Origin of the sequence: Streptomyces sp. NBC_00483, assembly GCF_036013745.1 — a bacterium.
Taxonomy (GTDB): domain Bacteria; phylum Actinomycetota; class Actinomycetes; order Streptomycetales; family Streptomycetaceae; genus Streptomyces.
The window spans coordinates 4,109,756-4,135,422 of record NZ_CP107880.1 but is presented as its reverse complement, the minus strand read 5'-3'; the positions used below and the strand labels follow the sequence as shown (position 1 = coordinate 4,135,422).

At 70.2% G+C, this 25,667-nt stretch carries 20 protein-coding genes; 8 read left to right on the top strand and 12 right to left on the bottom strand.

The features are described 5' to 3' along the window. Positions 1-120: 120 nt before the first annotated feature. The gene (secA, locus tag OHA73_RS18245) at positions 121-2,934 is read left to right on the top strand and encodes a preprotein translocase subunit SecA (protein WP_266710913.1); all 2,814 of its coding nucleotides are present in this window, start codon (positions 121-123) and stop codon (positions 2,932-2,934) included. 48 nt (positions 2,935-2,982) lie between these two features. Here the strand turns inward: secA and OHA73_RS18240 are convergent, their stop codons facing one another. Continuing rightward, positions 2,983-3,432 carry an Rv3235 family protein gene (locus OHA73_RS18240; RefSeq protein WP_327655560.1) on the bottom strand — a complete coding sequence of 150 codons (450 nt, stop codon included), beginning with the start codon at positions 3,430-3,432 and terminating at the stop codon, positions 2,983-2,985. Positions 3,433-3,701: 269 nt separating this feature from the next. Here OHA73_RS18240 and OHA73_RS18235 point away from each other — a divergent pair, with 269 nt between their 5' ends. The 3 genes from OHA73_RS18235 (at position 3,702) to OHA73_RS18225 (ending at position 7,595) form a co-directional block, all read left to right on the top strand. Then, positions 3,702-4,208: a DUF6912 family protein gene (locus tag OHA73_RS18235; RefSeq protein WP_327655559.1), complete on the top strand. Its 507-nt coding sequence runs from the start codon at positions 3,702-3,704 to the stop codon at positions 4,206-4,208. A 233-nt stretch (positions 4,209-4,441) separates the two neighbouring features. Further along, positions 4,442-5,125, top strand: coding sequence for an HAD family hydrolase (locus OHA73_RS18230; protein ID WP_327655558.1), 684 nt, complete (start codon positions 4,442-4,444; stop codon positions 5,123-5,125). A 181-nt stretch (positions 5,126-5,306) separates the two neighbouring features. Further along, positions 5,307-7,595, top strand: a complete 2,289-nt coding sequence (locus OHA73_RS18225) for an ATP-binding protein (RefSeq protein WP_267072880.1) — start codon at positions 5,307-5,309, stop codon at positions 7,593-7,595. A 246-nt stretch (positions 7,596-7,841) separates the two neighbouring features. Here OHA73_RS18225 and OHA73_RS18220 read toward each other — a convergent pair whose 3' ends face one another. Next, complete coding sequence (locus OHA73_RS18220; protein WP_266710908.1) at positions 7,842-8,411, bottom strand: DJ-1/PfpI family protein; 570 nt, start codon at positions 8,409-8,411, stop codon at positions 7,842-7,844. Positions 8,412-8,872: 461 nt separating this feature from the next. On the opposite strand from OHA73_RS18220, the gene OHA73_RS18215 reads away from it, so the two are divergent. Continuing rightward, positions 8,873-13,822, top strand: a complete 4,950-nt coding sequence (locus OHA73_RS18215; RefSeq protein WP_266710907.1) for an NAD-glutamate dehydrogenase — start codon at positions 8,873-8,875, stop codon at positions 13,820-13,822. A gap of 73 nt (positions 13,823-13,895) precedes the next feature. Here the strand turns inward: OHA73_RS18215 and OHA73_RS18210 are convergent, their stop codons facing one another. Both OHA73_RS18210 and OHA73_RS18205 read right to left on the bottom strand, forming a co-directional pair. After that, positions 13,896-14,741 carry an ABC transporter ATP-binding protein gene (locus OHA73_RS18210; protein WP_267070245.1) on the bottom strand — a complete coding sequence of 282 codons (846 nt, stop codon included), beginning with the start codon at positions 14,739-14,741 and terminating at the stop codon, positions 13,896-13,898. After that, the gene (locus tag OHA73_RS18205; RefSeq protein WP_267070246.1) at positions 14,734-15,654 is read right to left on the bottom strand and encodes an ABC transporter permease; all 921 of its coding nucleotides are present in this window, start codon (positions 15,652-15,654) and stop codon (positions 14,734-14,736) included. The genes OHA73_RS18210 and OHA73_RS18205 overlap by 8 nt, the downstream gene beginning before the upstream one ends. A gap of 148 nt (positions 15,655-15,802) precedes the next feature. Here OHA73_RS18205 and OHA73_RS18200 point away from each other — a divergent pair, with 148 nt between their 5' ends. Then, entirely contained in the window at positions 15,803-16,426 is a 624-nt protein-coding gene (locus tag OHA73_RS18200) for a TetR/AcrR family transcriptional regulator (RefSeq protein ID WP_266710904.1), read from the top strand. Positions 16,427-16,518: 92 nt separating this feature from the next. Here the strand turns inward: OHA73_RS18200 and OHA73_RS18195 are convergent, their stop codons facing one another. From OHA73_RS18195 to OHA73_RS18185, 3 genes are read right to left on the bottom strand one after another with little or no spacing between them, the layout of a single operon-like run. Continuing rightward, the gene (locus OHA73_RS18195) at positions 16,519-17,382 is read right to left on the bottom strand and encodes a class I SAM-dependent methyltransferase (RefSeq protein WP_327655557.1); all 864 of its coding nucleotides are present in this window, start codon (positions 17,380-17,382) and stop codon (positions 16,519-16,521) included. Continuing rightward, positions 17,379-17,813: a VOC family protein gene (locus OHA73_RS18190; RefSeq protein ID WP_327655556.1), complete on the bottom strand. Its 435-nt coding sequence runs from the start codon at positions 17,811-17,813 to the stop codon at positions 17,379-17,381. Before OHA73_RS18190 ends, OHA73_RS18195 begins: the two co-directional genes overlap by 4 nt. A 54-nt stretch (positions 17,814-17,867) precedes the next feature. Next, on the bottom strand, positions 17,868-18,359 hold the full coding sequence (locus OHA73_RS18185) for a helix-turn-helix transcriptional regulator (RefSeq protein WP_327655555.1): 492 nt from the start codon (positions 18,357-18,359) through the stop codon (positions 17,868-17,870). Positions 18,360-18,423: 64 nt separating this feature from the next. Between OHA73_RS18185 and OHA73_RS18180 the strand changes: the two genes are divergently transcribed. Continuing rightward, the gene (locus tag OHA73_RS18180) at positions 18,424-19,923 is read left to right on the top strand and encodes a threonine/serine ThrE exporter family protein (protein WP_267070248.1); all 1,500 of its coding nucleotides are present in this window, start codon (positions 18,424-18,426) and stop codon (positions 19,921-19,923) included. On the opposite strand, the gene OHA73_RS18175 is transcribed toward OHA73_RS18180, so the two are convergent. Beyond that, on the bottom strand, positions 19,920-20,402 hold the full coding sequence (locus tag OHA73_RS18175) for a MarR family winged helix-turn-helix transcriptional regulator (protein WP_327655554.1): 483 nt from the start codon (positions 20,400-20,402) through the stop codon (positions 19,920-19,922). The genes OHA73_RS18180 and OHA73_RS18175 overlap by 4 nt on opposite strands. Before the next feature lie 115 nt (positions 20,403-20,517). On the opposite strand from OHA73_RS18175, the gene OHA73_RS18170 reads away from it, so the two are divergent. Next, complete coding sequence (locus OHA73_RS18170; protein ID WP_327655553.1) at positions 20,518-20,931, top strand: organic hydroperoxide resistance protein; 414 nt, start codon at positions 20,518-20,520, stop codon at positions 20,929-20,931. A 3-nt stretch (positions 20,932-20,934) separates the two neighbouring features. On the opposite strand, the gene OHA73_RS18165 is transcribed toward OHA73_RS18170, so the two are convergent. The 4 genes from OHA73_RS18165 to OHA73_RS18150 all read right to left on the bottom strand — a co-directional run bounded on the left by OHA73_RS18165 (position 20,935) and on the right by OHA73_RS18150 (position 25,662). After that, a complete protein-coding gene (locus tag OHA73_RS18165; RefSeq protein WP_327655552.1) occupies positions 20,935-22,245 on the bottom strand; it encodes a hypothetical protein in 1,311 nt (436 codons plus the stop codon). 139 nt (positions 22,246-22,384) lie between these two features. Beyond that, positions 22,385-23,227 carry a class I SAM-dependent methyltransferase gene (locus OHA73_RS18160; RefSeq protein ID WP_327655551.1) on the bottom strand — a complete coding sequence of 281 codons (843 nt, stop codon included), beginning with the start codon at positions 23,225-23,227 and terminating at the stop codon, positions 22,385-22,387. Between the two features lie 153 nt (positions 23,228-23,380). After that, entirely contained in the window at positions 23,381-24,262 is an 882-nt protein-coding gene (locus tag OHA73_RS18155; protein WP_266710893.1) for a carbohydrate ABC transporter permease, read from the bottom strand. Continuing rightward, positions 24,259-25,662, bottom strand: a complete 1,404-nt coding sequence (locus OHA73_RS18150; RefSeq protein ID WP_266710892.1) for a carbohydrate ABC transporter permease — start codon at positions 25,660-25,662, stop codon at positions 24,259-24,261. Before OHA73_RS18150 ends, OHA73_RS18155 begins: the two co-directional genes overlap by 4 nt. Positions 25,663-25,667: the final 5 nt, after the last annotated feature.

Here is a 25,667-nt window from a genome sequence, read left to right as displayed (position 1 = left end):
GGTGGGGTCCTCGCATACGATGGCCGTTGCTCTAGTAGTCCTTGGTAGTCCCCAGTAATACTTAGAAGTTTCAGAGAAAACCGACCGTGCCAGGCCCGACCGGCAAGGAGACCAACCCCCGTGTCCGTCCTCCAGAAGATCATGCGTGCAGGCGAAGGCAAGATCCTGCGCAAGCTGCACCGCATCGCGGACCAGGTCAACTCCATCGAAGAGGACTTCGAGAGTCTCTCCGACGCCGAGCTGCGCGCACTCACGGACGAGTACAAGCAGCGGTTGGAGGACGGCGAGACCCTCGACGACCTGCTGCCCGAGGCGTTCGCCACCGTCCGTGAGGCCGCCCGCCGTGTGCTGGGCCAGCGCCCCTACGACGTGCAGCTGATGGGTGGCGCCGCGCTCCACCTCGGCTACGTGGCGGAGATGAAGACCGGTGAGGGCAAGACCCTGGTCGGCACGCTGCCGACGTATCTGAACGCGCTGTCCGGCAAGGGCGTCCACCTGATCACGGTGAACGACTACCTGGCCGAGCGCGACTCCGAGATGATGGGCCGCGTTCACAAGTTCCTCGGCCTGTCCGTCGGCTGCATCCTCGCGAACATGAACCCGGCGCAGCGCCGCGAGATGTACAACTGCGACATCACGTACGGCACGAACAACGAGTTCGGCTTCGACTACCTCCGCGACAACATGGCGTGGTCCCAGGACGAGCTCGTCCAGCGCGGCCACAACTTCGCGGTGGTCGACGAGGTCGACTCCATCCTCGTCGACGAGGCCCGTACGCCGCTGATCATCTCCGGCCCCGCCGACCAGGCCACGAAGTGGTACGGCGACTTCGCCAAGCTCGTCACCCGCCTCAAGAAGGGCGAGGCGGGCAACACGCTGAAGGGCATCGAGGAGACCGGCGACTACGAGGTCGACGAGAAGAAGCGCACCGTGGCCATCCATGAGCCGGGTGTCGCCAAGGTCGAGGACTGGCTCGGGATCGACAACCTCTACGAGTCGGTCAACACGCCGCTCGTGGGTTACCTGAACAACGCCATCAAGGCCAAGGAACTCTTCAAGAAGGACAAGGACTACGTCGTCATCGACGGCGAAGTCATGATCGTCGACGAGCACACCGGCCGTATCCTCGCCGGCCGCCGCTACAACGAGGGCATGCACCAGGCGATCGAGGCGAAGGAAGGGGTGGACATCAAGGATGAGAATCAGACCCTGGCGACCATCACCCTGCAGAACTTCTTCCGTCTCTACGACAAGCTCTCCGGCATGACCGGTACGGCGATGACCGAGGCCGCCGAGTTCCACCAGATCTACAAGCTCGGCGTCGTCCCGATCCCGACCAACAGGCCGATGGTCCGTGCGGACCAGGCCGACCTGATCTACCGCACCGAGGTCGCCAAGTTCGACGCGGTGGTCGACGACATCGCCGAGAAGCACGGCAAGGGGCAGCCGATCCTCGTCGGTACGACCTCCGTCGAGAAGTCCGAGTACCTCTCGCAGCAGCTCGCCAAGCGCGGCGTCCAGCACGAGGTGCTCAACGCCAAGCAGCACGACCGTGAGGCGCCGATCATCGCCCAGGCGGGCCGCAAGGGCGCCGTCACCGTCGCCACGAACATGGCAGGCCGTGGTACCGACATCAAGCTCGGTGGCAACCCGGACGACCTGGCCGAGGCGGAGCTGCGGCAGATGGGTCTCGACCCGGTCGAGCACGTCGAGGAGTGGGCGGCCGCGCTGCCCGCCGCCCTGGAGAAGGCCGAGCAGGCGGTCAAGGCCGAGTTCGAGGAGGTCAAGGACCTCGGCGGGCTCTACGTTCTCGGTACGGAGCGGCACGAGTCGCGGCGTATCGACAACCAGCTGCGCGGTCGTTCCGGTCGTCAGGGCGACCCCGGTGAGTCCCGCTTCTACCTGTCGCTCGGCGACGACCTCATGCGGCTCTTCAAGGCGCAGATGGTCGAGCGCGTGATGTCGATGGCCAACGTGCCGGACGACGTCCCGATCGAGAACAAGATGGTGACCCGCGCCATCGCCTCCGCCCAGTCGCAGGTCGAGCAGCAGAACTTCGAGACGCGTAAGAACGTCCTGAAGTACGACGAGGTGCTCAACCGGCAGCGCGAGGTCATCTACGGCGAGCGCCGCCGCGTCCTGGAGGGCGAGGACCTGCACGAGCAGGTGCAGCACTTCATGGACGACACGATCGACGCCTACATCGGCGCCGAGACCGCCGAGGGCTTCGCCGAGGAGTGGGACCTCGACCGGCTGTGGGGCGCGTTCAAGCAGCTCTACCCGATCAAGGTCACCGTGGAGGAGCTCGAGGACGAGGTGGGGGACCGGGCCGGTCTCACCGCCGAGTTCATCGGCGAGGCCGTCAAGGACGACATCCACGCGCAGTACGAGGCGCGCGAGGAGCAGCTCGGGTCCGAGATCATGCGTGAGCTGGAGCGCCGGGTCGTGCTGAGCGTGCTCGACCGCAAGTGGCGTGAGCACCTCTACGAGATGGACTACCTCCAGGAGGGCATCGGCCTGCGCGCCATGGCGCAGAAGGACCCGCTGGTCGAGTACCAGCGCGAGGGCTTCGACATGTTCACCGCCATGATGGAGGGCATCAAGGAGGAGTCCGTCGGCTACCTGTTCAACCTGGAGGTCCAGGTCGAGCAGCAGGTCGAGGAGGTCCCGGTGGCGGACACGGCGCCGGCGGCGAACCTGGAGAAGCAGGACGCGGTGCCGGCGCAGGCCGGGGGCCGTCCGGAGATCCGGGCCAAGGGCCTGGACACTCCGCAGCGTCCCGACCGGCTGCACTTCCAGGCGCCGAACGCCGAGGGCGGTGTCGACGAGGGCGACTTCGTGACCGAGGGCGGCGGGCCCACGCGCTCCTCTGCGGACGGGCTGACCCGCGCCGAGCGGCGCAAGCAGCAGAAGGGCCGCCGCCGCAAGAAGTGACATCAGTTTGAAAAGGGGCCGGGCACGGTGTGCCCGGCCCCTTTTGTGTCACTCGACGTCGTCCCGTGGGGGTCGGCCGCCCAGTTCCACCGCCGTGCAGCGCCACCGCTGGTCCTCGCCCAGGGCGAGCCGGAAGGCCAGGGCGTGCAGCCGGGGGCCGACCGCGATGCGGGCGAACACTTCGTAGCTGCCGGGGGCGGGTTCGAAGTGGCCGATGCCGTGCACGGTCGGGCGGGGCCCCGCGCCGGGCAGCAGGGTGCGGCGTTCCACCAGCCAGAGCAGGTCGTCGAAGGCCTGGTGCGCGGCGTGGCGGGCGAACCAGTGCAGGGGCCTGTCGCCGCTGAGCACCAGGAGCAGGCGCTGGGTGAACAGCTCGGTGGGGTGCGGCGGGACCTGTGGTGGGACGCGCCGCGGAACCGCGCCGGGGCGACGGCTGTCGCGGCGGGTGGGCGGCCGGGTGTTTCCGCGTGGCCCCCGCCTGTTCATGACCTTCTGCATGACGCCTCCCGATACCGACCGGTAACTCCTCGTGAGGATCTTGTACGAGGCCGGGGGTGCGGCGGCAAGCGCCGGTGGGCGGAGCCGGGGTGCGGCGGTGGGTTCGCCTATCAGGGTGACCGGGGCGGCGCGAGGGCCCGGCCCCCGGGAGCGTACGGAGGTCGGCCGTGGGTGGGCGTTGACGCCCGGGCGGACGCGGGTGGCGGCCCGAAGGGGGACGCCCCCACGTATCCTGAAGCCCCCGACGCAGAGCAGAAAGCAGCCGGACCATGCGCGTGTACGTACCTCTGTCCCTGCCTCGACTCGCAGAGGCGTACAAGGCCGGCGAGATCGGGCCCGCGCCCGTCACCGCCTTCGCCGTGACGCCCGCGCTGCGCGAGTGGTACCGGTCCGAGGACATCGAGGAGCTGGAGTACGCGGCGCTCAATCGGGCCGCGCTCGCCTCGCTGCGGCTCGTCGCCGCCGACCCCGCTGCCGCGCGCCGCCGGGTCGTCGTCGCGGTGGACGTGCCGGACGGGGCCGCCGTCGCCGACCAGGACCGCGGAGGCGAGCAGGGCGCGCTCGGCGAGCTGACGGTGCGCGAGACGGTGCCGCTGGCGAAGGTCGCCGCCGTGCACGTCGACTCGGGCGACGCCGACGCCGATGTGGCGGCCGCCGCAGAGGCGCTCGCCGCGGCCGACCGGGGCGACGACGACGCGCAGTTCGTCGTGGACGGCGCCGAGGACCACGACCTGCTGTGGTTCGCCACGCAGGAGATCCCGGGCCTCGTGGGCTAGGTCCTGTCGTCAAACTCCAACTCCCGTCGTCGCCCGGAGGGCGGCCCGGCGGCGTCTGGGGCGTGCGATCGCAAGGCGCCGGGAAGTCCTCGTAGCGGAGCTACTAGGACTTTTCGGCAACGCCGCGAGCGTGCGTGCCAGGCGTCGCCGGGCAGACGGGAGTTTGACGACAGGGCCTAGGGCCCTAGGGCGATCGCTGAGGGATCCGCCTCAGGGGTGGGTAGTTTCTTGTCATGGGGAGGCACTTCGGGATGCACACGGGCACACACATCGTCTGGGACTGGAACGGCACGCTGTTCCACGACAACGAGGCGGTCATACGCGCCAGCAACGCGGCCTTCGCGGCGGTCGGGCTCGAACCGATCACGCTGGAGAAGTACCGCGAGCTGTACTGCATCCCCATCCCCAAGTTCTACGAGCGGCTGATGGGCCGGCTGCCCACCCCGGCCGAGTGGACGGCGATGGACGGCGCGTTCCACCAGCACTACGAGCGGTACGCGGTGGACTGCCGGCTCACCGAGGGCGTCGAGCTGCTGCTCGCCGGCTGGCAGGAGGCCGGGCGCAGCCAGTCCATCCTCAGCATGGCCGGACACGAGCAACTCGTGCCGCTGGTAAGCCAGTTGGGCATCGCCGAGCGGTTCGTGCGCGTCGACGGGCGGACGGGCCCCTCTGGCGGCAGCAAGACCGAGTACATGGTGCGGCACCTGAAGGTCCTCGACGGCGTGGCCCCGGAGCGGACCGTGGTCATCGGGGACGCCGCGGACGACGCCGTGGCGGCGATCGCCGCGGGCGCGCAGGCCGTGCTCTACACCGGCGGCTCGCACAGCAGGGCCAGTCTCGAAGGGGTGGGCGCTCCCGTCGTCGACACCCTGGTGGAGGCGGTGCGCGAGGCCGAGCGGCTGGCCGCGGCGGCCTGAGCAGCGCCCCCGGGACCCTGAACCGCGCCCCCGGCGCCCCGAGCCGCACCCCCGGCCGTCAACCGGAGCGGTGAACCCACCCGTATCCGCCGCCTTTTGCATCGACCCAGTTCACGCTCCGCTGTCGGCTGCGTACGCTGTGGTGGGCCAGTGGCGCGGCGATACGACGGGGGCGGAGTTCATGGGTTTCGGGTTCGGGCAGCGGCGGGGCGGTCAACTCCCCGTAGAAGTAACCACGTTCGTCGGCAGGAAGGACGAACTGGCCGAGGTGCGGGCCGGGTTCGAGCGCGCCCGCCTCGTCACCCTGGTGGGACCGGGCGGCGTCGGCAAGAGTCGTACGGCGATGCGGGCCGCGGCCGGGCTCGCCGAGCGGTTCCCGGACGGGGTGTGGCTCGTCGAGCTGAGCGCGCTGCGCGACCCCGAGCTGATCCCCGTCACCCTGGCCGCCGTGCTCGAACTGCCGGAACAGGCGGGCATGGAGCCGCTCGACGCCGTCGTCGCGCACCTTCAGGGGCGGCGGCTGCTCATCGTGCTCGACACGTGCGAGCATCTCGTCGACGCCTGCGCCATGCTCACCGACGTACTGCTGCGGGAGGCGGCCGGCGTCAGCGTGCTCGCCACCAGCAGGCAGCCGCTCGATGTGCCGGGGGAGCGCTGCTGCGCCATCGCGCCGCTCGCCCCCGATGACGCCCTGGAGCTGTTCGTGCAACGGGCGTCCGCCGTGGTGCCGGGCTTCGCCGTGGACGAGGCGAACCGGGAGCAGCTCGCGGCGCTCGCCCGACGACTCGACGGGATCCCGCTCGCCATCGAGCTGGCGGCGGTGCGGCTGCGGGCGGTGCCCCTCGAACATCTGGTGGAGCGGCTCGGGCAGCGCTTCGAGGTGCTCACGGGCGGCCGGCGCACCTCGCTGACCCGGCACCAGACGCTGCGTACGGCCATCGGCTGGTCGCACGAACTGTGCACGCCGCAGGAGCGGCTGCTGTGGGCGCGGCTCTCCGTCTTCGCGGGCTCCTTCGGGCTGGCCGCCGCCGAAGTCGTGGGCGCGGGCGGCGAGTTGGCGGGCCCCGACGTGCTCGAGCAGCTCATCGGGCTCGTCGACAAGTCCGTCGTGCAGCGGATCGGGGAGAACGGCAGCCGGTACCGGATGCTCGACACCATCCGCGAGTACGGCGCCGAGTGGCTGGAGGAGGCGGGGCAGTCGGCGGCCGTGCGGCAGCGGCACTCCGCGTACCACCGGGAGCTCGGGCAGCGTTACTGGGACGGCTTCCTGACGACCGAGCAGGTCGGCCACTACCGGGTGCTGCGCGCGGCGCGGGCCGATGTCAGGGCCGCGCTCGAATACGCCTACCAGAGTCCCGACTCGGTGGCCGCCGGCGTGTGGTTCGCCGCGCAGCTCGGCCCGTACTGGCGGGCGGTCGGCCAGCTCTCCGAGGGGCGGTACTGGATCGAGAAGGGGCTCGCGCTCCTCGACGAGGTGGGGCAGGAGCAGGCGTGGGGGCGGTTCATGACCGCCCTCTTCTCGGTGTGGCAGGGGGATCTGCCGGGCGCGCTCGAACTCTTCCACCGGGCCGTCGACATCGCGCGCCGCTCGGGCAACGACCGGGTCGAGCTGTTCTGCGACGCGTATCTGGGCGGCCTCGACGCGCTGTGCGGGGAACCGGACGGGCTCGACGTCATGGAGGACGCGCGGCAGCGGATCCTGGCGCGCGAGGACGGCCTCGGCATCGGCGTCATCCACTACGAAGCGGCGCTGCTGCTCGGCGTGCTCGGGGACACGGACGGCGCGCTCGCACTGTGCCGCACGGGGCTCGCCCACCTGGAGAGCACGGGGGAGCGGCAGCTGTTCGGGTCCACGCTCATGGTGCAGGGCGTCATCCTCTGGCTCGCCGGGGAGCGGGTGGAGGCCGTCGCCTCGTTGTGCCGGGGCCTGGAGGCCGCCGCGGAGATCGACGAGGTGCTGATCGCCGCGCTGTGCTGTCTCGGACTCGCCTGGTCCGCCGCGTACGACAAGCGGCAGGTGCGGGCGGCGTGGCTGCTCGGGTACGCGGAGAACGCGCGGCGGCTCGGGGGCGGTGACCCGGTCGGGATGCTGCCGTCACTCTTCGAGGAGCAGGAGTCCGTGCGTGGCGCCGTACTGCGGGCCCTGGGCGAGGAGGAGTTCGGGCGGTGGTGGGGCGTGGGGGCGCGGCTTTCGGGGCGGCAGGTGCTCGATGCCGTACGGGCCGGGGCCGACGCGCCGCCGGTGGCGCAGGTGCCGGCGGCGCGTGGGGGCGGGGTGGATGCGCTCACCCGGCGGGAGCGGGAGGTTGCGGTGCTGGTGGCGGAGGGGATGTCCAACCGGGAGATCGCCGAGCGGTTGGTGATCTCCAAGCGGACGGCGGATGCGCATGTGGAGCATATTTTGGCGAAGTTGGGGGTGGGGTCACGTACGGAGATCCCCTCAATCGCCGGAGGGGCTGAGTTTGCCTAGGTATACGGATTCCGGCTCCGCGTGCGCAGATGCGTATACGGCTCCACGGCGATACCGATGCCGAGGGGGGTCGGGGCGCGGCACGCTGTACAGGTGTCGCGTGCTCTGGAGGAACGGCGCGGCGGGGCGCCGGACGGCAATGGTCAACTCCCCACGGCTGTCGTGGCATCGGCCCCCCGTCGCTGCGTCCGGAGTACGGCGCGTTTCGGTGGCTGCCCTCGTCGGCGGGGCAGCCACCGCACTTACCTAGCTGCCCGCCGGCGCCTTCGCCCGCAGCACCGTCAGGAACTCCCGCATCCACTGCGAGTGGTCCGGCCAGGCGCGGGAGGAGACCAAGGTGCCGTCGACGACCACCTCCGCGTCCTGGAACGTGGCGCCCGCCGCCTGCATGTCCGTCTCGAGGGCCGGGTACGCCGTGACGCGTCGGCCCCGCAGGGCGTCGACCGCTGCCGTCAGGAGCGGGCCGTGGCAGATCTGCGCGACGGGCCTGTCGGTGTCGAAGAAGGATTTGATGATCTTGCGGAGCTCGGCGTCGGCGCGCAGATATTCCGGTGCTCGGCCGCCCGGAATCACCAGTGCGGCGTACTGGCCCGGATCGACTTCGGAGAAGGCCAGGTCGGCCGGCCAGGTGTAGCCGGGCTTCTCCGTGTAGGTGTCGAAGCCGGGCTCGAAGTCGTGGACGACGAACCGCAGCTTCTTGCGGGTCGGAGCCGCGATGTCGACCTCGTACCCCTCCTCCCGCAGCCGTTGGTACGGGTAGAGGACTTCCAGCGATTCCGCCGCGTCGCCGGTGACGATCAGGATTTTGGGTGCCATTGGTCACACACTCCCCTCGCCGGGATCCGCCGTGTCGTCCGCCCAACGTGTCGCCGCCCCGCCCGGCTGGCAAGAGCCCGTACTACGCAAGGGCTTCAGGCGTTCTGTGCAGACTGTCAAAGTTCGCCCCCCTGATTTGTACACAAGCGGCTCATGACGATGCCCCCTCGGGGAGCGATAGCCTGGTCCCGTGATCAGCGCGATATCTCGCGGGGGCATCGTCGCCCCCTGCCCGCGCCGGGAGATCACGACCTGCCACAGCGGTCGTGCCCGGCGCTCAGACGCAGATCATTTCGGGCGGATGGCCTCTTCGTTGAAAACGGCGCATTGTCGTCCTCCCATCTCTCATCCGGGCATAACGTCGTCTCAGACCGGACACCCCGCGTCGGGACGTTGTGCCGAGCGATTCATCTACGCCACATCTACGTCTCGCAACGGCGCGCGACAGGAGCCAGAGGACAATGCAGACCAAGCTGGACGAAGCCAAAGCCGAGCTGCTCACCAGGGCCGCACGGGTAGCTGAGAACAGCCCGGTAGGGGGGAACCTACCGACTGGGGCGACGGGCGAAGGTACGCAAGCCGCCGGGACCACCACCAACACCGACGGCGTGCTCGCGTTCCTCCAGCGCTACTACCTGCACACCGCACCGGAGGACCTGAGCGACCGTGATCCGGTCGATGTCTTCGGGGCCGCACACTCGCACTACCGCCTCGCGGAGAACCGCCCGCAGGGCACGGCCAACGTGAAGGTGCACACGCCGACCGTCGAGGAGAACGGCTGGACGTGCAGCCACTCGGTCGTCGAGGTCGTCACCGACGACATGCCGTTCCTCGTGGACTCCGTGACGAACGAGCTGTCCCGGCAGGGGCGCGGCATCCACGTCGTCATCCACCCGCAGATCACGGTCCGGCGCGATGTCACCGGCAAGCTCCTCGAGGTGCTGCCGGCCGGCTCGTCCGCCGAGGGCCACGACGTGCTCACCGAGTCGTGGATCCACGTCGAGACGGACCGCGAGACCGACCGCTCCGACCTCAAGCAGATCACCGCCGACCTGCTGCGCGTCCTGTCCGACGTACGGGAGTGCGTCGAGGACTGGGAGAAGATGCGGGACTCGGCGCTGCGCATCGCCGAGGAGCTGCCGAGCGAGCCGACCGCCGGTGACCTGCCCGACCAGGAGGTCGATGAGGCCCGCGAGCTGCTGCGCTGGCTGGCCGCCGACCACTTCACGTTCCTCGGGTACCGCGAGTACAACCTCTCCGACGACGACTCGCTGGCCGCCGTGCCCGGCACCGGACTCGGCATCCTGCGCTCCGACCCGCACCACGAGCGCGACGAGCACCACCCGGTCTCGCCGTCCTTCAACCGGCTCCCGGCCGACGCCCGCGCCAAGGCCCGCGAGCACCGCCTGCTTGTCCTCACCAAGGCCAACAGCCGCGCCACCGTGCACCGGCCGAGCTACCTCGACTACGTCGGCGTGAAGAAGTTCGACGCCGAGGGCAATGTCGTCGGCGAGCGGCGCTTCCTGGGGCTCTTCTCCTCCGCCGCGTACACCGAGAGCGTGCGCCGCGTCCCGGTCATCCGCCGCAAGGTCCAAGAGGTCCTCAAGGGCGCGGGCTTCACGCCCAACAGCCACGACGGCCGTGACCTGATGCAGATCATGGAGACGTACCCGCGCGACGAGCTCTTCCAGACGCCCGCCGACGAGCTGCGCTCCATCGTCACCTCCGTCCTGTACCTCCAGGAGCGCCGCCGGCTGCGGCTCTACCTGCGCCAGGACGAGTACGGCCGCTACTACTCGGCCCTCGTCTACCTGCCGCGCGACCGCTACACCACGGGCGTCCGGCTGCGGATCATCGACATCCTCAAGGAGGAGCTCGGCGGCACCAGCGTCGACTTCACCGCCTGGAACACCGAGTCGATCCTCTCCCGGCTGCACTTCGTCGTCCGCGTCCCGCCGGGCACCGAGCTTCCGGAGCTCTCCGACGCCGACAAGGACCGCATCGAGGCCCGCCTCGTCGAGGCCGCCCGCTCCTGGGCCGACGGCTTCGGGGAGGCGCTGAACGCCGAGTGCGGCGAGGAGCGCGCCGCCGAACTGCTGCGCCGCTACGGCCAGGCGTTCCCCGAGGGCTTCAAGGCCGACCACTCGCCGCGCGCCGCCGTGGCCGACCTGGTCCACCTCGAACAGCTCACGCAGGAGAACAAGGACTTCGAGCTCTCCCTGTACGAGCCGGTGGGCGCGGCCCCCGGCGAGCGCCGCTTCAAGATCTACCGGATCGGCGCGCCCGTCTCGCTCTCCGCCGTCCTGCCGGTGCTCCAGCGCCTGGGCGTCGAGGTCACCGACGAGCGCCCGTACGAGCTGCGTTGCAGCGACCGCAAGACCGCGTGGATCTACGACTTCGGCCTGCGCATGCCGAAGCCGGCGAACGGCAACGGGGACGACCTCGGGGCCGACGGCCGCGAGCGCTTTCAGGAGGCCTTCGCCGCCACCTGGACCGGCCTCGCCGAGAACGACGGCTTCAACTCCCTCGTCCTGGGCGCCGGTCTGAACTGGCGTCAGGCGATGGTGCTTCGCGCGTACGCCAAGTATCTGCGCCAGGCGGGCTCCACGTTCTCGCAGGACTACATGGAGGACACGCTCCGGACGAACGTGCACACCACGCGCCTGCTGGTGTCGCTGTTCGAGGCGCGGATGTCGCCGGACCGGCAGCGCGCCGGGACCGAGCTGATCGACGGGCTGCTCGAAGAGGTCGACGGCGCCCTCGACCAGGTCGCGTCCCTCGACGAGGACCGGATCCTGCGGTCCTTCCTCACCGTCATCAAGGCGACGCTGCGCACGAACTTCTTCCAGGAGGCGCTGGGCGGCAAGCCGCACACGTACGTCTCCATGAAGCTCGACCCGAAGGCCATCCCCGACCTGCCCCAGCCCCGGCCCGCGTACGAGATCTGGGTGTACTCGCCGCGTGTCGAGGGTGTGCACCTGCGCTTCGGCAAGGTCGCGCGCGGTGGTCTGCGCTGGTCGGACCGGCGTGAGGACTTCCGTACGGAGATCCTCGGCCTGGTGAAGGCGCAGATGGTGAAGAACACCGTCATCGTGCCGGTCGGCGCGAAGGGCGGCTTCGTCGCCAAGCAGCTGCCCGACCCGTCGGTGGACCGCGACGCCTGGATGGCCGAGGGCATCGCGAGCTACAAGACGTTCATCTCGGCGCTGCTCGACATCACCGACAACCTGGTCGGCGGCGAGGTCGTGCCGCCCGCCGACGTCGTGCGGCACGACGAGGACGACACGTACCTCGTGGTCGCGGCCGACAAGGGCACGGCGTCGTTCTCGGACATCGCCAACGAGGTCGCCGAGTCGTACAACTTCTGGCTCGGTGACGCCTTCGCCTCGGGCGGCTCGGCCGGCTACGACCACAAGGGCATGGGCATCACCGCCCGCGGCGCCTGGGAGTCCGTCAAGCGGCACTTCCGGGAGCTGGGCGTCGACACGCAGTCCGAGGACTTCACGGTCGTCGGCGTCGGCGACATGTCCGGTGACGTGTTCGGCAACGGCATGCTGCTCTCCGAGCACATCCGTCTGGTCGCCGCCTTCGACCACCGGCACATCTTCATCGACCCGAGGCCGGACGCGGCCACCGGCTACGCCGAGCGCCGCCGGATGTTCGAGCTGCCGCGCTCCTCGTGGGCGGACTACAACAAGGAGCTGATCTCGGCGGGCGGCGGCATCTTCCCGCGCTCCGCCAAGTCGATCCAGCTCAACGCCCACATCCGCGAGGCCCTCGGCATCGAGTCCGGCCAGGCGAAGATGACGCCGGCCGAGCTGATGAAGGCCATCCTCCAGGCGCCGGTCGACCTGCTGTGGAACGGCGGCATCGGTACGTACGTCAAGTCGTCGGTCGAGTCCAACGCGGACGTCGGCGACAAGGCCAACGACCCGATCCGCGTCGACGGCCAGGACGTGCGCGCCAAGGTCATCGGCGAGGGCGGCAACCTCGGCGCGACACAGCTGGGCCGCATCGAGTTCGCCCGCAGCGGCGGCCGGGTGAACACCGACGCCATCGACAACAGCGCCGGCGTCAACACCTCGGACGTCGAGGTGAACATCAAGATCCTGCTCAACGGGCTCGTCTCCGACGGCGACATGACGGTCAAGCAGCGCAACAAGCTGCTCGCCGCCATGACGGACGAGGTCGGCCACCTGGTGCTGCGCAACAACTACGCGCAGAACATCGCGCTGGCCAACTCCTGCGCCCAGGCGCCGTCCCTGCTCCACGCCCACCAGCGGTTCATGCGCCGCCTCGGCAAGCAGGGCCACCTGGACCGGGGCCTGGAGTTCCTGCCCAACGACCGGCAGATCCGTGAACTCCTCAACTCCGGGCGGGGGTTGAGCCAGCCGGAGCTCGCCGTCCTCTTCGCGTACACGAAGATCACGGCCGCCGACGAGCTGATCCGGACCTCGCTCCCGGACGACGCCTACCTGCGCCGCCTGCTGCACGCCTACTTCCCGCAGCCGCTGCGCGAGAAGTACGGCGAGGCGATCGACGGGCACGCGCTGCGCCGCGAGATCATCACGACGGTCCTCGTCAACGACACGGTGAACACGGGCGGTTCGACGTTCCTGCACCGCCTCCGTGAGGAGACGGGCGCGTCCCTGGAGGAGATCGTGCGGGCGCAGCTCGCCGCGCGCGAGATCTTCGGCCTCAGCGAGGTGTGGGACGCGGTCGAGGCGCTCGACAATGTCGTTGCCGCCGATGTCCAGACCCGGGTCCGCCTGCACTCGCGGCGGCTTGTCGAGCGCGGCACCCGCTGGCTCCTCAACAACCGTCCGCAGCCGCTCCAGTTGGCGGAGACGATCGACTTCTTCAAGGAGGGCGTCACCGAGGTCTGGGCCGCCATGCCGAAGATGCTGCGCGGCGCCGACGCCGAGTGGTACCAGGGCATCGTCGACGAGCTGACCGGCGCGGGCGTGCCGGAGGAGCTCGCGGAGCGGGTCGCCGGATTCTCGTCCGCGTTCCCGACGCTCGACATCGTGCAGATCGCCGACCGCACGGGCAAGGACGCGCTGTCCGTCGCCGAGGTCTACTACGACCTCGGCGACCGGCTCTCCATCACCCAGCTCATGGACCGCATCATCGAGCTGCCGCGCTCCGACCGCTGGCAGTCGATGGCCCGCGCGTCGATCCGTGAGGACCTGTACGCGGCGCACGCCGCGCTCACCGCCGACGTACTGGCGGCGGGCAACGGGACCTCGACGCCCGAGCAGCGGTTCAAGGCGTGGGAGGAGAAGAACGCGGCGATCCTGGGCCGGGCGCGCTCGACCCTGGAGGAGATCCAGGGCTCGGACTCGTTCGACCTGGCGAACCTCTCGGTCGCCATGCGCACGATGCGCACGCTGCTGCGTACGCACTCGTAGCGGATACGCGAACGGGGGCGCCCCGAGCCGGACTTCCGGCTCGGGGCGCCCCCGTTTTGCTGGTCGGGCGCGGTCAGGCGGCGACGGGCGCCTTGGCCTTCTTCGGCTTGGGCTTGCCGGCATCGGCGGCGGCGTTGGTGAACGCCTCGTACTCCTTGAGGACGTCCTCGGTCGGCCCGTCCATCCGCAGCTCTCCGCGCTCCAGCCACAGCACCCGGTCGCAGGTGTCGCGGATGGACTTGTTGCTGTGGCTGACGAGGAAGACGGTGCCCGCGCGCTTGCGCAGCTCCTTGATGCGCTGCTCGGACCGCTTCTGGAAAGCACGGTCACCGGTGGCGAGCGCCTCATCGATGAGCAGCACGTCATGCTCCTTCGCGACGGCGATGGAGAACCGCAGCCGCGCCGCCATGCCGGACGAATAGGTCCGCATCGGCAACGTCACGAAGTCGCCCTTCTCGTTGATCCCGGAGAAGTCGACGATCTCGTCGTACCGGTCCCGCACCTGCTCGCGCGACATGCCCATCGCGAGCCCGCCGAGCCGCACGTTGCGCTCGCCGGTGAGGTCGTTCATGAGGGCCGCGTTCACGCCGAGCAGGGAGGGCTGCCCGTCGGTGTAGATGTGCCCGTTCTCGGTGGGCAGCAGCCCGGCGACGGCCTTCAACAGGGTTGATTTACCGGACCCGTTGGTCCCGATGAGCCCGATGGCCTCGCCTCGGTAGGCGGTGAAGGACACGTTCTTCACGGCGTGCACCTTCCGCACCCCGGCCCGCTTCTCGGCCTTCTTCCGGCCGCCGAGGATGCGGCTCAGGGCGGCGGTCGCGGCGCCACGGCCCGCGCCGGTCCCGTTGACGCGGTAGACGATGTCGACGCCGTCGGCGATGACGGTGGGAATCCGCTGGTCGTTGATGTGCTCAGCCACGTCCGTACGTCTCCTCGGCCTTCCAGAAGTAGATGAACCCGCCGACCCCGACGAGCAGCGCCCATCCGGCCGCCAACGCCCAGATGTGCGGCGGCAGTTGATCCGCGGTGAAGCTGTCGATGAGCGCGAAGCGCATCAGGTCGATGTAGGCGGCGGCCGGATTGAGCTGGAGCAGCGTCCGTACGTACGACGGGACGTCCTGCCCGTCCGTCAGCTTGGTCAGGCTCCACATCACGCCGGACGTGTACATCCACGTACGCAGCAGGAACGGCATCAGCTGCGCGAGGTCCGGGGTCTTCGAACCCATCCGCGCCATGATCAGCGCGAGCCCGGTGTTGAACACGAACTGAAGCGCGAGCGCGGGCACCACGAGCAGCCAGGACGGCGCCGGCGGCACGCCCGTCGCCAGCAGGATGACCACGAGCGCGCACATGGAGAACAGCAACTGCTGGAGCTGCTGAAGGCAGAACGAGACCGGCAGCGAGGCCCGCGGGAAGTGCAGGGCCCGGACGAGCCCGAGGTTCCCGGAGATCGCCCGCGTCCCCGCCATCACCGACGACTGCGTGAACGTCCACACGAACACGCCCGTGACCAGGAACGGGATGAAGTCCGGCACACCCCTGCTGGTGCCCATGAGCTTGCCGAAGATGAAGTAGTACACCGCCGCGTTCAGCAGCGGCGTCAGTACCTGCCAGACCTGCCCGAGCTTCGCCCGGCTGTACTGGGCGGTGAGCTTGGCGGTGGAGAAGGACGAGATGAAGTGCCTGCGCTGCCACAGCTGGCGTACGTACGCGGACAGCGAGGGCCGCGCGCCGCTGACGCTCAGCCCGTACCGGGCGGCGAGGGCCGCCGGATCCTCGGGGGTGGACCGCGGTGCCTCCTGCGGGGGAGGCGCGTCCAGGACCTGGCTCACATCCGCTGCTTTCGGTCGGGGGTGGGGCGACGGCTGGTGTTCACCCGCCGTTTACGTCGGGACGGGTCCGTATCGTCGTGACGTGAGCGTAGGGCGAGGTGACGTCGGAACGCAACCGTTTCGTCGTCGCGCGCCTATGCTTTGCCATATGACGACCAACGCCGACTCCCCCAAGCCGACGCGCCGCCGGGCCCCCGCCGGCGCGGCCGTCCTGCGCGAGGACGTGACGGAAGCCATCCGCGCGGCCGTCTTCGAGGAGCTGGCCTCGGTCGGCTACGCGCGCATGTCCATCGAGGGCATCGCGCGCCGCGCGGGCGTCGGCAAGACGGCGGTCTACCGCCGCTGGAAGTCCAAGCTCCACCTGGTCCTCGACCTGGTCTCGGCGATCGCCGTGCAGGGCCTGCCCGCGCCGGACACGGGCTCCCTGGAGGCCGACCTCCGCCTCCTCTACGAGGTCACGTCACGCGCGCTGCGCCACCCCGTGGCCGGCCAGATCATCCCGGACCTCCAGGCGGAGGCGGCCCGCAACCCGGAGATCGCCGAGGCCCTTCAGAAGGCGCTGCGCGAGGGGCAGCACGGGGTGGCGAGCGGCATCGTACGAGCGGCGGTGGAGCGCGGAGAGCTGAGCTCGGGCCTCGACGAAGAGCTCGCGCTCGACCTCATCTCGGGCCCGCTGTACTGGCGCACGCTGGTGGTGCGCACGCCGAAGCTGCCGAAGGGGCATCTGAAGAAGCTGTCGGTGGCGACGGCGGCGGCGCTGAAGGCGCTGTGAGCGAGGCGCTGTGAGGAACAACTGTGACGTCGAACTACGACCAGTTCGTAGTTCGACGTCACAGTTCCCACTGTCTGCGGACTGGCTACGAATCAGGTAGTGGCCACCAAGAAGTCCTCGCCGCTCGACGGGCGCAGGGCGTCCTTGCGGGTTGTGAAGTAGCGGGTCCCGAGCTCCGTGCCCGGTACGTGGCGGGTGGTCGCGAAGCCGGCCTTGCGGGCCAGGGTGAGCATGTCCTCGGGAACGTAGAAGCTGAGGAAGGGCGTGCCGGAGGCGCTCGCGCCCTTCTTGCTGGTCTCCATGCCCGACCGGTCCGCCTCGTCGAGGAGATCCGCCGGGAGGATGAAGGAGAGCGCCAGGGTCGAGCCCGGGGCCAGCTTCGCGATCTGCTCCAGGGTGGCGGCCGTGGCCTCGCGGGTGAGGTACATGGCGACCCCCGTCGAGACGACGAGCGCCGGGCGGCGCGGATCGAAGCCGGCCGCCGTGAGCCCGTCCCACCAGGACTCCCGCGCCTCGAAGTCGACGGGGACGAGGTGCAGGCGGGGCGGGACCCCGTAGCCGAGTGCTTCGAGGCGGGCGCGCTTCCAGGACTGCGGGCCCGGCTGGTCGACCTCGTAGATGTCGAGGCGGGCGGCGAGTTCCGGGCGGCGCTGGGCCAGCGTGTCCAGGCCCGCGCCGAGGATGACGTACTGGTCGACGCCGCGCTCCGACTCCCGCTCCACGAGGTCCTCGATGAAGCGGGCCCGCGAGACCATCGCGGCCCGGAAGCCGCGGGTCGCGGTCGGCTCCATGTCGGGGCGCTCGCGCCAGTCGGGGGCGGGGGCGAGCAGACGCAGGCCCACCTCGTCCTCCAGTACGTGCGGCGCCTCGTCGACCTGGACGTGCATCGCCCGCCACAGGGCGCAGCGCTCCGCGGTGTTGTCGGGGGCGGGGGTCGGGGGTGTCTGCGTGTTCACGCCCACTCCTTGGTGAGGTCGAGTTCCTCGTTGCGCTCGGTCAGCGAGTACCAGTTGCCGTTGTCGTCGCGGAAGACGGCCTCGATGCCGTACGGGCGTTCCTTCGGTTCCTGGAGGAACTCGACGCCGCGCGCCTTGAACGTCTCGTAGTCGCCGCGGCAGTCGTCGGTGCGAAGGGCGCCGCCGCCGAGGATGCCCTTGGTGACCAGTTCGGTGAGGGCGCGGGCGGACTCGGGGTCGACGCCGTGGCCGTCGGGGCGCATGAGCGCGAGCTCGAACTCCGGCTGGTCCTTGGCGCCGACGGTGATCCAGCGGGAGTCGCCCATGGACATGTCGGTGCGGAGCTCCATGCCGAGCTTCTCGGTGAAGAACGTCTTCGTACGCTCTTGGTCGAGCGTCCAGATGGTGGTGATGCCGACGCCTTTGATCATGGGGGCTCCCGCGGTGTGCTTGTCCTGGCCGGTCCACCGTAGGCAGCGGGAGTGTCAGTCGGCTTCTTCAGAATTGCTGTCTTTGGTCTTGCTGTCGCTGGTCGCGCTGTCGCTGGTCCCGCTGTCTTTGGTGGGGTGGAAGCCGCCTGCCCACAGCAGGGCGTAGCAGCCGGGGATGAGTGCGGCGCCGCGGGCGATCTTCGACCGGCGGTACTCGCCAGGGGTCTGGCCCATGTGCTGCTTGAAGCGCGTCGTGAACGTGCCGAGGCCGGCGAAGCCGACCAGGTGGCAGATCTCGGTGATGCTCAGGTCGCAGGTGCGCAGCATCTCCGCCGCGCGTTCGATGCGGCGCTGGGAGAGGTACTGGCCGGGGGTCCGCCCGTAGGCCGTCTTGAAGACGCGGACGAAGTGCGAGCGCGAGTAGCCGGCGCGGGACGCCACCGCATCCAGGTCCAGGGTCTCGTCGGCCCAGTCGCGGTCCATCACGTCCTTGGCGGCGCGGAGCCGGCGGAGGTGTGTGAGGTGGCTTTCGGCGACGGTGTCCATCGCTTCGATCCTGGCACGAAACTCTTAAGTCGTTTAAGTGTGATGTCCGTTACGCTCCATTTGTATGCCTTCGAGGACCCGCCCCGCCGCCACCTTCGACCGCGCCGACCCCTGGCTGACCAAAGCGCTGCCCCGGCTGCGCGGCATCGAGCCGATCAGAAGTTACGGGTACGGCGGCGAGCTGCTGCACGACGACGGGCGGGCCGACATGGAGGCCTACGGCGCGCGCGTCGCCGAGCTCGCGACGCGGCTCGGGGAGGCGCTCCTGTCGTACGGGGCCTCCGCCGAGGAGGCGGTCGCCGGGATGCTCGTCGTCGCCGAGACGTACGGGCTCAGCTACTGCGAGCCGAGTGTCACGCTCGCCTCCGTGTCGCTGTCCGCGCACGCGCCCGGTGAACTCACGCCGCTGCACGCGAACCGGGTGATCCGTAGGCACGCCACCGACTTCCGTACGTTGGGGCGCATCCACGCCCTCGTCGAGCGGATCAGCGCCGGGCAGCTCGGGCTCGACGAGGCGCGGGCCGCGATCGCGCGGATCCTCGACGCGCCGGCGGAGCGGGGGAGGTGGGCGGTGTGGCGCGTGCCGGTGCAGACCGGGTTCGTGGCCGCGGGCGGTGGTATAGCTTTCGGTGGTGGCGCGCTCGCGTCGGTGTGCGCGTTCTTCGCCGGGCTGCTGGGTGCGCTGCTGAGCGGCTGGTTGGGGCGCCATGGCGTGCCCGCGTTCTACCGGTCGGCCGTCGCCGCGATGCCGACCGCCGTGCTGGCCGTCGCGATCAGTCACAGTGCGCCGCCGACGACCGTGCAGTCCGTCGTGGTCGCCGGGGTGCTGGGGCTGCTGCCGACCGTCACCTTCGTCAGCGCCGTGCAGGACGCGCTCACCGGGCACTATCTGACCGCGCTCGGGCGGCTCTTCGACGCGATGCTGGTGTTCGCCGCGGTGGTCACCGGCGTGGTGGCCGTGCTCGGTGTGGGGCGGCTCGTCGGGTTCGAGGCGCCGGTCGTGCCGACGGCGGAACGGGCCGAGTATCTGGGGGCGCCCGTCGTGGGCGCCGCCGTGTTCTCGATGGCCGTGGCGGCGCGGGCGCGGACGCCGCGGCGGGACTGGTTGCCCGCGGCGCTGCTCGGGCTCGTCGGGTTCGTGGTGGCGGCCGAGTTCGCGGTCCTCGGGCTTCCCTCGCTCGTCGGTACGGCGGTGGTGGCGGCCGGGGTCGGGTGCGCCGCGCATGCCGTGGCCCGGCGGAGGCGGGAGTCGGCGCTGCCGCTCGTCGTTCCTGGAATCGCGCCGTTGCTGCCGGGCAGTGCGTTGTACGTGGCGTTGGCCGCGCTTGCCTCCGGGCGGACCACGACAGGGGTCGGGGGGCTTGTGCATGCGGCGGCGGTGACGTTGGCGATTGCGGTGGGGGTGGGCCTTGCGGGGGAGGCCGCGCAGCTTGGGCGGAGGGTTCGGGGGGCGGGTTCCCCAGGTTCCGGTGTTGTGGCGCCGCGACGGGGGCCACGTCACGGGGCTCTGCCCCGGACCCCGCTGCTCAATCGCCGCAGGGGCTTGATAATGCCGCGGCGCTAGAGGGTCGCGTTGTCCAGTGCGGTTGTCAGGCGGTCGAGTTGGGAGCGGAGGGATTCGATTTCCTGGAGGTCGAAGCCTGTTGCGGCGGCGATTTTGCGGGGGACCTCGGCCGCGTTTTCCTTCAGGGCCGCGCCGGAGGGCGTGAGGGCGATGGTCACCGAGCGTTCGTCCGTGGCGCTGCGTTCGCGGTGGACGAGGCCGTTCGCCTCCAGGCGCTTGAGGAGCGGGGAGAGGGTGCCGGAGTCGAGGCGGAGGCGTTCGCCGAGGCGCTTGACCGGGATCGGGCCCTCCTCGGGGGCGGTCTCCCAGAGCACCAGCATGACCAGGTACTGCGGATAGGTGAGGCCCAGGTCCTTGAGCAGCGCCCGGTAGATGCCGCCGAAGGCGCGCGACGCCGCGTTGAGCGAGAAGCAGATCTGGCGGTCGAGCCGGAGGAACTCGTCGGTGCTGGGAGTACTGGGAGTGCTGGGCGTGGCCATGCATCCAGGGTAGCGCTCGCGCGATTGAGTTGTGTGCAATTGAATTGTGTGCTCTATTAGTGGAGTACGAAGACAGTCGCGAAGAGATTCACGGAAACGAGAGGCAGGTCCTCCCATGGACGCCATCTACACCGCCGTCGCCACCGCCACCCACGGCCGCGACGGGCGTGCCGTCTCCTCGGACGGCGTGATCGACCTTCAGCTCGGCATCCCGACGGAGATGGGCGGCAACGGTCAGGGCTCCAACCCGGAGCAGCTCTTCGCCGCCGGTTACGCGGCCTGCTTCGGCAGCGCGCTCGGGCTCGTCGGCCGGAGCGCCAAGGTGGACGTCGCCGACGTCGCCGTCACCGCCGAGGTCTCCATCGGCAAGCAGGGCGAGGGCTTCGGGCTCGCCGTCGTGCTCCGTGTCGAGCTGCCCGAGTCGGTCGACGCCGAGACCGGCCGCAAGCTGGTCGAGCAGGCGCACCAGGTGTGCCCGTACTCGAACGCGACCCGCGGCAACATCGACGTGCAGCTCGTCGTCGAGTAGGCCTCAACCGGTCCGCGGCGTACCCCCGTTGACCCGCGCGAGCGCCTCGCCCGTCTGTGGGCTCCACGCCACCAGGACCGCCTCCGGCGGCAGCCGCTCGCCCCGGTCGAGCAGCAGCCAGCGGACGCGGTAGCGGTCGGCGACGGCCTCCCGTTCCGCGCGGGTGGACGTGGGGGAGAGGTAGGCGCGCACCGCCGCCCGGCGCCGGTCCCAGTCGGCCCTGTCGACGACCGGGTCGGGGCGGGCGGGCGCGACCAGCGTCGGCCCGTAGCCCGGCAGCGCGCGGACCGGACGGTAGCCGCTGGTGAGGACCGTGTCGCCGGGTGGAATGTGCTGCGCCGCCCAGGTGTACGCGGGCCAGCTCGGCGGCGGGTCGATTGCCGTGACCAGGAAGCCGAGCGCCGCGCCCGTCGCCGCCAGCGCGCCGAGCGCCCGGCGCCGCCGTGGCCAGGGGCGGGGCGCCGCGAGGGCGATCGCCAGGGCGAGCTGGAGCGGCACCACCGTGAGGACCATGGCCGCGCCGTACGCGGAGGGGTGGGCCAGTGCGGCGTACGCGAGGGCCGCGACGCCCGCCGCGCACAGCAGTGCGAGCGGGTCCTTGCGGTCGCGGCGCAGCCGCAGCCACAGCGGCGGGAGGCCGATCAGCGCGAGCCACGGGACGTGCGGTGGTGCGGGGTCCGCGTCCGGCCACAGCCACACGAGGCCCACCGCCGCGACCCCCGCCACGGCCCAGCGCGCGCCCTCCCGCCGCAGTCGCCACGCGCCCGCCCACACCCACAGGGCGAGCCCGATCGCGAACGTCGACGGGTAGCCGAGGTCGATCATCAGGGAGCGCAGCGCGAGCGGTTCGGTCCGCCAGTCCGTGCTCGTCCCCCAGAGGAGTGTCAGCGTCAACAGGGCCAGGACCGGGGCCCATTGGCGTGATGTGAGCGCCCGGACGAAGCGGTTCAGGCCCGTCAGTAGAACCAGCAGGTTGGCGGGGCCCGCGAGCTTCATGACCTCCCAGCCCGTCAGGCCCGTCGCCCGCGCGAAGGCGCCCTCCGCCATCGCGTACGGGGAGGAGACGTACGGGTTGCCCGCGCCCGGCAGGTCGACCAGCGGGTGGCGCGGATGCAGCAGGCTCACCTTCAGGCGTTCGATCACCGCCGCGTGCAGCCCGTAGTCGTACGCCATCGGCACCCACCAGTACGCGAGTGTCAGCAGCAGCCAGAACAGGCCACCGAAGACGAAGAACGGGGTCGGGCGCCAGAAGTGGCCGCCGCGCAGCGCCGTCGCGCCGCGCGCCGCTCCCCGGGCGAGTGCGGTGGTCGTCATGTACGGCATGGGGCATGCGTGCCCCGCCGGAGCGGCCCGCCCCGCCTTTCGTGGGCCGTGCGGGTGAGGGGCACGGTCCACGAAGGGCGGGGCCGGGGTCCGCGACTCCAGCAGGATCCGGCAGAAAGGCCCTAGACCGTCAGCGGCCGAGCAGGGAGCGCAGCAGGCCCTTCGGGCGCGGGCCCTGCGTCGGCACGGCCGGCGCCGTCGACTCGTAGCGCGACACCGGCTGCGCCGGGCGCTTCGCCTTCTTGCCGTCGATGCGGATCATCGAGTGCCCGGCGACCTCCTCCGCGCCGTGCCAGAAGTCCTTGCGCCCCGCGAGCATCGCGCCCAGCTCGGTGCGCACCGGCTCGAACGAGCCCCACGTCCCGTAGAACTTGGTCGCCGTGATGCACAGCGGCTTCAGCCCCGTTGTGGCGACGGTGCCCCACGTCGCGGCCGCGACGCCCGGACAGTGCTCGGCGCGGAAGTCGTCGAGCACGACGATGCCGTCCTCGCCGAGGAGCTCGCGGGACGCCTCGATGTCGCCGTGCACGTGCTCGTACAGATGCGAGGCGTCGACATGCACGAAGCGGCAGCTGTCGGGGGCGACAAGGGACGTGATCACGTGCGAGGGGCCCTGCACCACCTCGGGCAACTCGTCATGGAACGCTTGGTAGTTGGCCTCGAAGGCGGTGCGCGTGAGGCTGCTGTAGGACTTGTTCATCTCCTTGTCGTTCGCCAGGTCGCCGGCGGGCGAGTCGAACAGGTCGCAGACCGTGAAGGTCTCCTTCTCCTCCAGGTACTGCCCCATGAAGATGGCGCTCTTGCCCAGGTAGACGCCGAGTTCGAGGAGATCCCCGCCCTGGCCGAGCGCGCGCTGCCGGCTCAGGAACCAGTCGAAGAGCACCTGGTCGATGTTGTGGAACCAGCCTTTGACGTCGTCGAGCGCGGCCGGGCGGGGCAGTTCGGCGGGCGCGGTGTGGGACTCGTGCTGCATGTCAGCTCCAGTACGGATGACGTGGGTGCGGGGCCGGCGGACGACGCGCTCGTCGGCCGGCCCCGGGAGGCCATCAGCTCTGGGTAGGTGCCCGGGGTGTCCGCGCAGTGGCCGGGAGGGAACGAAAGGCCTTCTCGCTCGACAAATCCCGGTTTACTTCACGGCGCCCGCCATCACGCCGGACACGAACTGACGTTGGAACGCGAAGAACACGGCCAGCGGGACGACCATCGAGATGAACGCGCCGGGGCCGAGCACATCGATGTTGTTGCCGAACTGCCGTACCTGGGTCTGCAGCGCGACCGTGATCGGCTGGCTGTCGGTGTCCGTGAAGATGAGCGCGACCAGCATGTCGTTCCACACCCACAGGAACTGGAAGATGCCGAGCGAGGCGATCGCCGGAGCGCCGAGCGGCAGCACGACCCGTAGGAACAGGCGCAGTTCACCCGAGCCGTCCAGGCGGGCCGCCTCCAGGAGTTCGCGCGGGATCTCCGCGAAGAAGTTCCGCAGCAGGAACACCGCGAACGGCAGCCCGAACCCGACATGGAAGAGGATCACGCCGAAGATCGAGCCGAAGATGCCGATGTCGCCGAAGAGGCGGGCGATCGGCACGAGCGCGACCTGCACGGGAACCACGAGCAGCCCGACCACGATCAGGAACCACCAGTCGCGGCCCGGGAACTCCATCCACGCGAACGCATAGCCGGCCAGCGAGCCGACCACGATCACGAGCAGGGTCGCGGGCACCGTGATCAGGGCCGTGTTGACCAGGGAACGCGTGATGTCCGAGTTCTCCAGGAGGCTGCTGTAGCTCTCGAAGGTCAGCTGCGCCGGCTTGCTGAACACCGTCCACCAGCCGCTGTCCGCCATGTCCTCGGGCGAACGCAGCGAGGAGAACAGCAGGCCGATCGTGGGCACCAGCCACAGCGCGCCGATCAGCAGCAGCACGAACTGGATGAACCCGCCGCTGAGCTTGTCGCCGATCCGGCCGGCGAGCGAGCGCTTGGCCTTGACGGTCTCGCCGAGGGTCGTCATCGCCGTGTCTCCTGCCTGAGCCTGCGCATGTTGAACCACATCACCGGGATCACGAGCAGCAGGAGCAGCACCGCGATCGCACTGGCCAGGCCCTCGTTGCCCTCGCTGAACGCCGAGCTGTACAGCTGCAGGGCCAGCACGTTGGCGTCGTCCTGAGAGGATCCCGGCGCGATGATGAAGATCAGGTCGAAGATCTTCAGTACGTTGATCATCAGCGTGACGAGGACGACCGCGAGCACGGGCGCCAGGAGCGGCACCGTGACCCGGCGGAACACCTGCCACTCGGAGGCGCCGTCCACGCGGGCGGCTTCGAGGAGTTCGCGGGGAATGCTGGCCAGACCCGCCCCGATGAGCACCATCGCGAACCCGGCCCACATCCATACGTACGCGACCATGATCGAGGTCGTCACGATGTTGAGGTACAGCTCGAATCCGCCGAGGTGGATCGTGAAGAACTTCTTGTCGCCGAGCCAGTCGGCGCCGTTGTACGGCTCCTTGAAGTTCGCCGCGGGCAGCCGGAGTTGGGCGCCGTCGGCCGCGGCGGGAAGCGCGAAGGTGCCGTTTGCGGCGGCCGACGCGCTGGCCACGACCTTGCCGTCCTTGACGGCCTCGACGCGCATGCCGGGGTAGCCGACCTCGGTCGCGTCGACCTTGTTGATGCCGCCCGCGCCCTTGCCGAGGGTGAAGTCCTGCCACACCGTGCCGGTGACCCCGGCCTTCCCGGCGGCGGGCTCCTTCGCGGGTTTGGCGCCCTCGGGCATCTGGTCGGCGGCGACGCCGACGAGCGGCAGCAGCACGGGAGTTCCGGCCCGCACCGGTTCCTTGGTGAGGAACGGGCCGCCGCTCTTCCCTTCGAGCGTGCCGTTCCCGCGCGGATGCGCCTTCGGGAACGCGGAGGAGTCGGCGAACGTGTCGTGCACCCCGACCACGACCGCGTTCACCGCGCCCTTCTCCGGGTCCTGGTCGTAGACGAGCCGGAAGATGATGCCCGCGGCCAGCATCGAGATGGCCATCGGCATGAAGACCACCAGCTTGAACGCGGTGGCCCAGCGGATCCGCTCGGTGAGCACGGCGAAGATCAGGCCGAGCGCCGTGGCGACCGTCGGGGCCAGCACCACCCACCAGATGTTGTTGTTGATCGCGGCCTTGGTGTCCTCGCGCGTGAACAGCGTCTCGTAGTTGTCGAACCCGATGAACGAGCCGCCCGAGTCGTCGAAGAAGCTGCGGAAGAGCGAGTAGCCGATCGGGTACACGACGAGAGCGCCGAGCAGGATCAGCGAGGGCAGCAGGAAGAGCCCGGCGACGGACTTGCGGGTGCCGGTGACGCTCTTGTGTTTGCGCGGTGGCGTCGCGGCGGCAGCCCCGGGATCCGGGGTGCCGCCGCCGGTGGCGGATGTCATCGCCG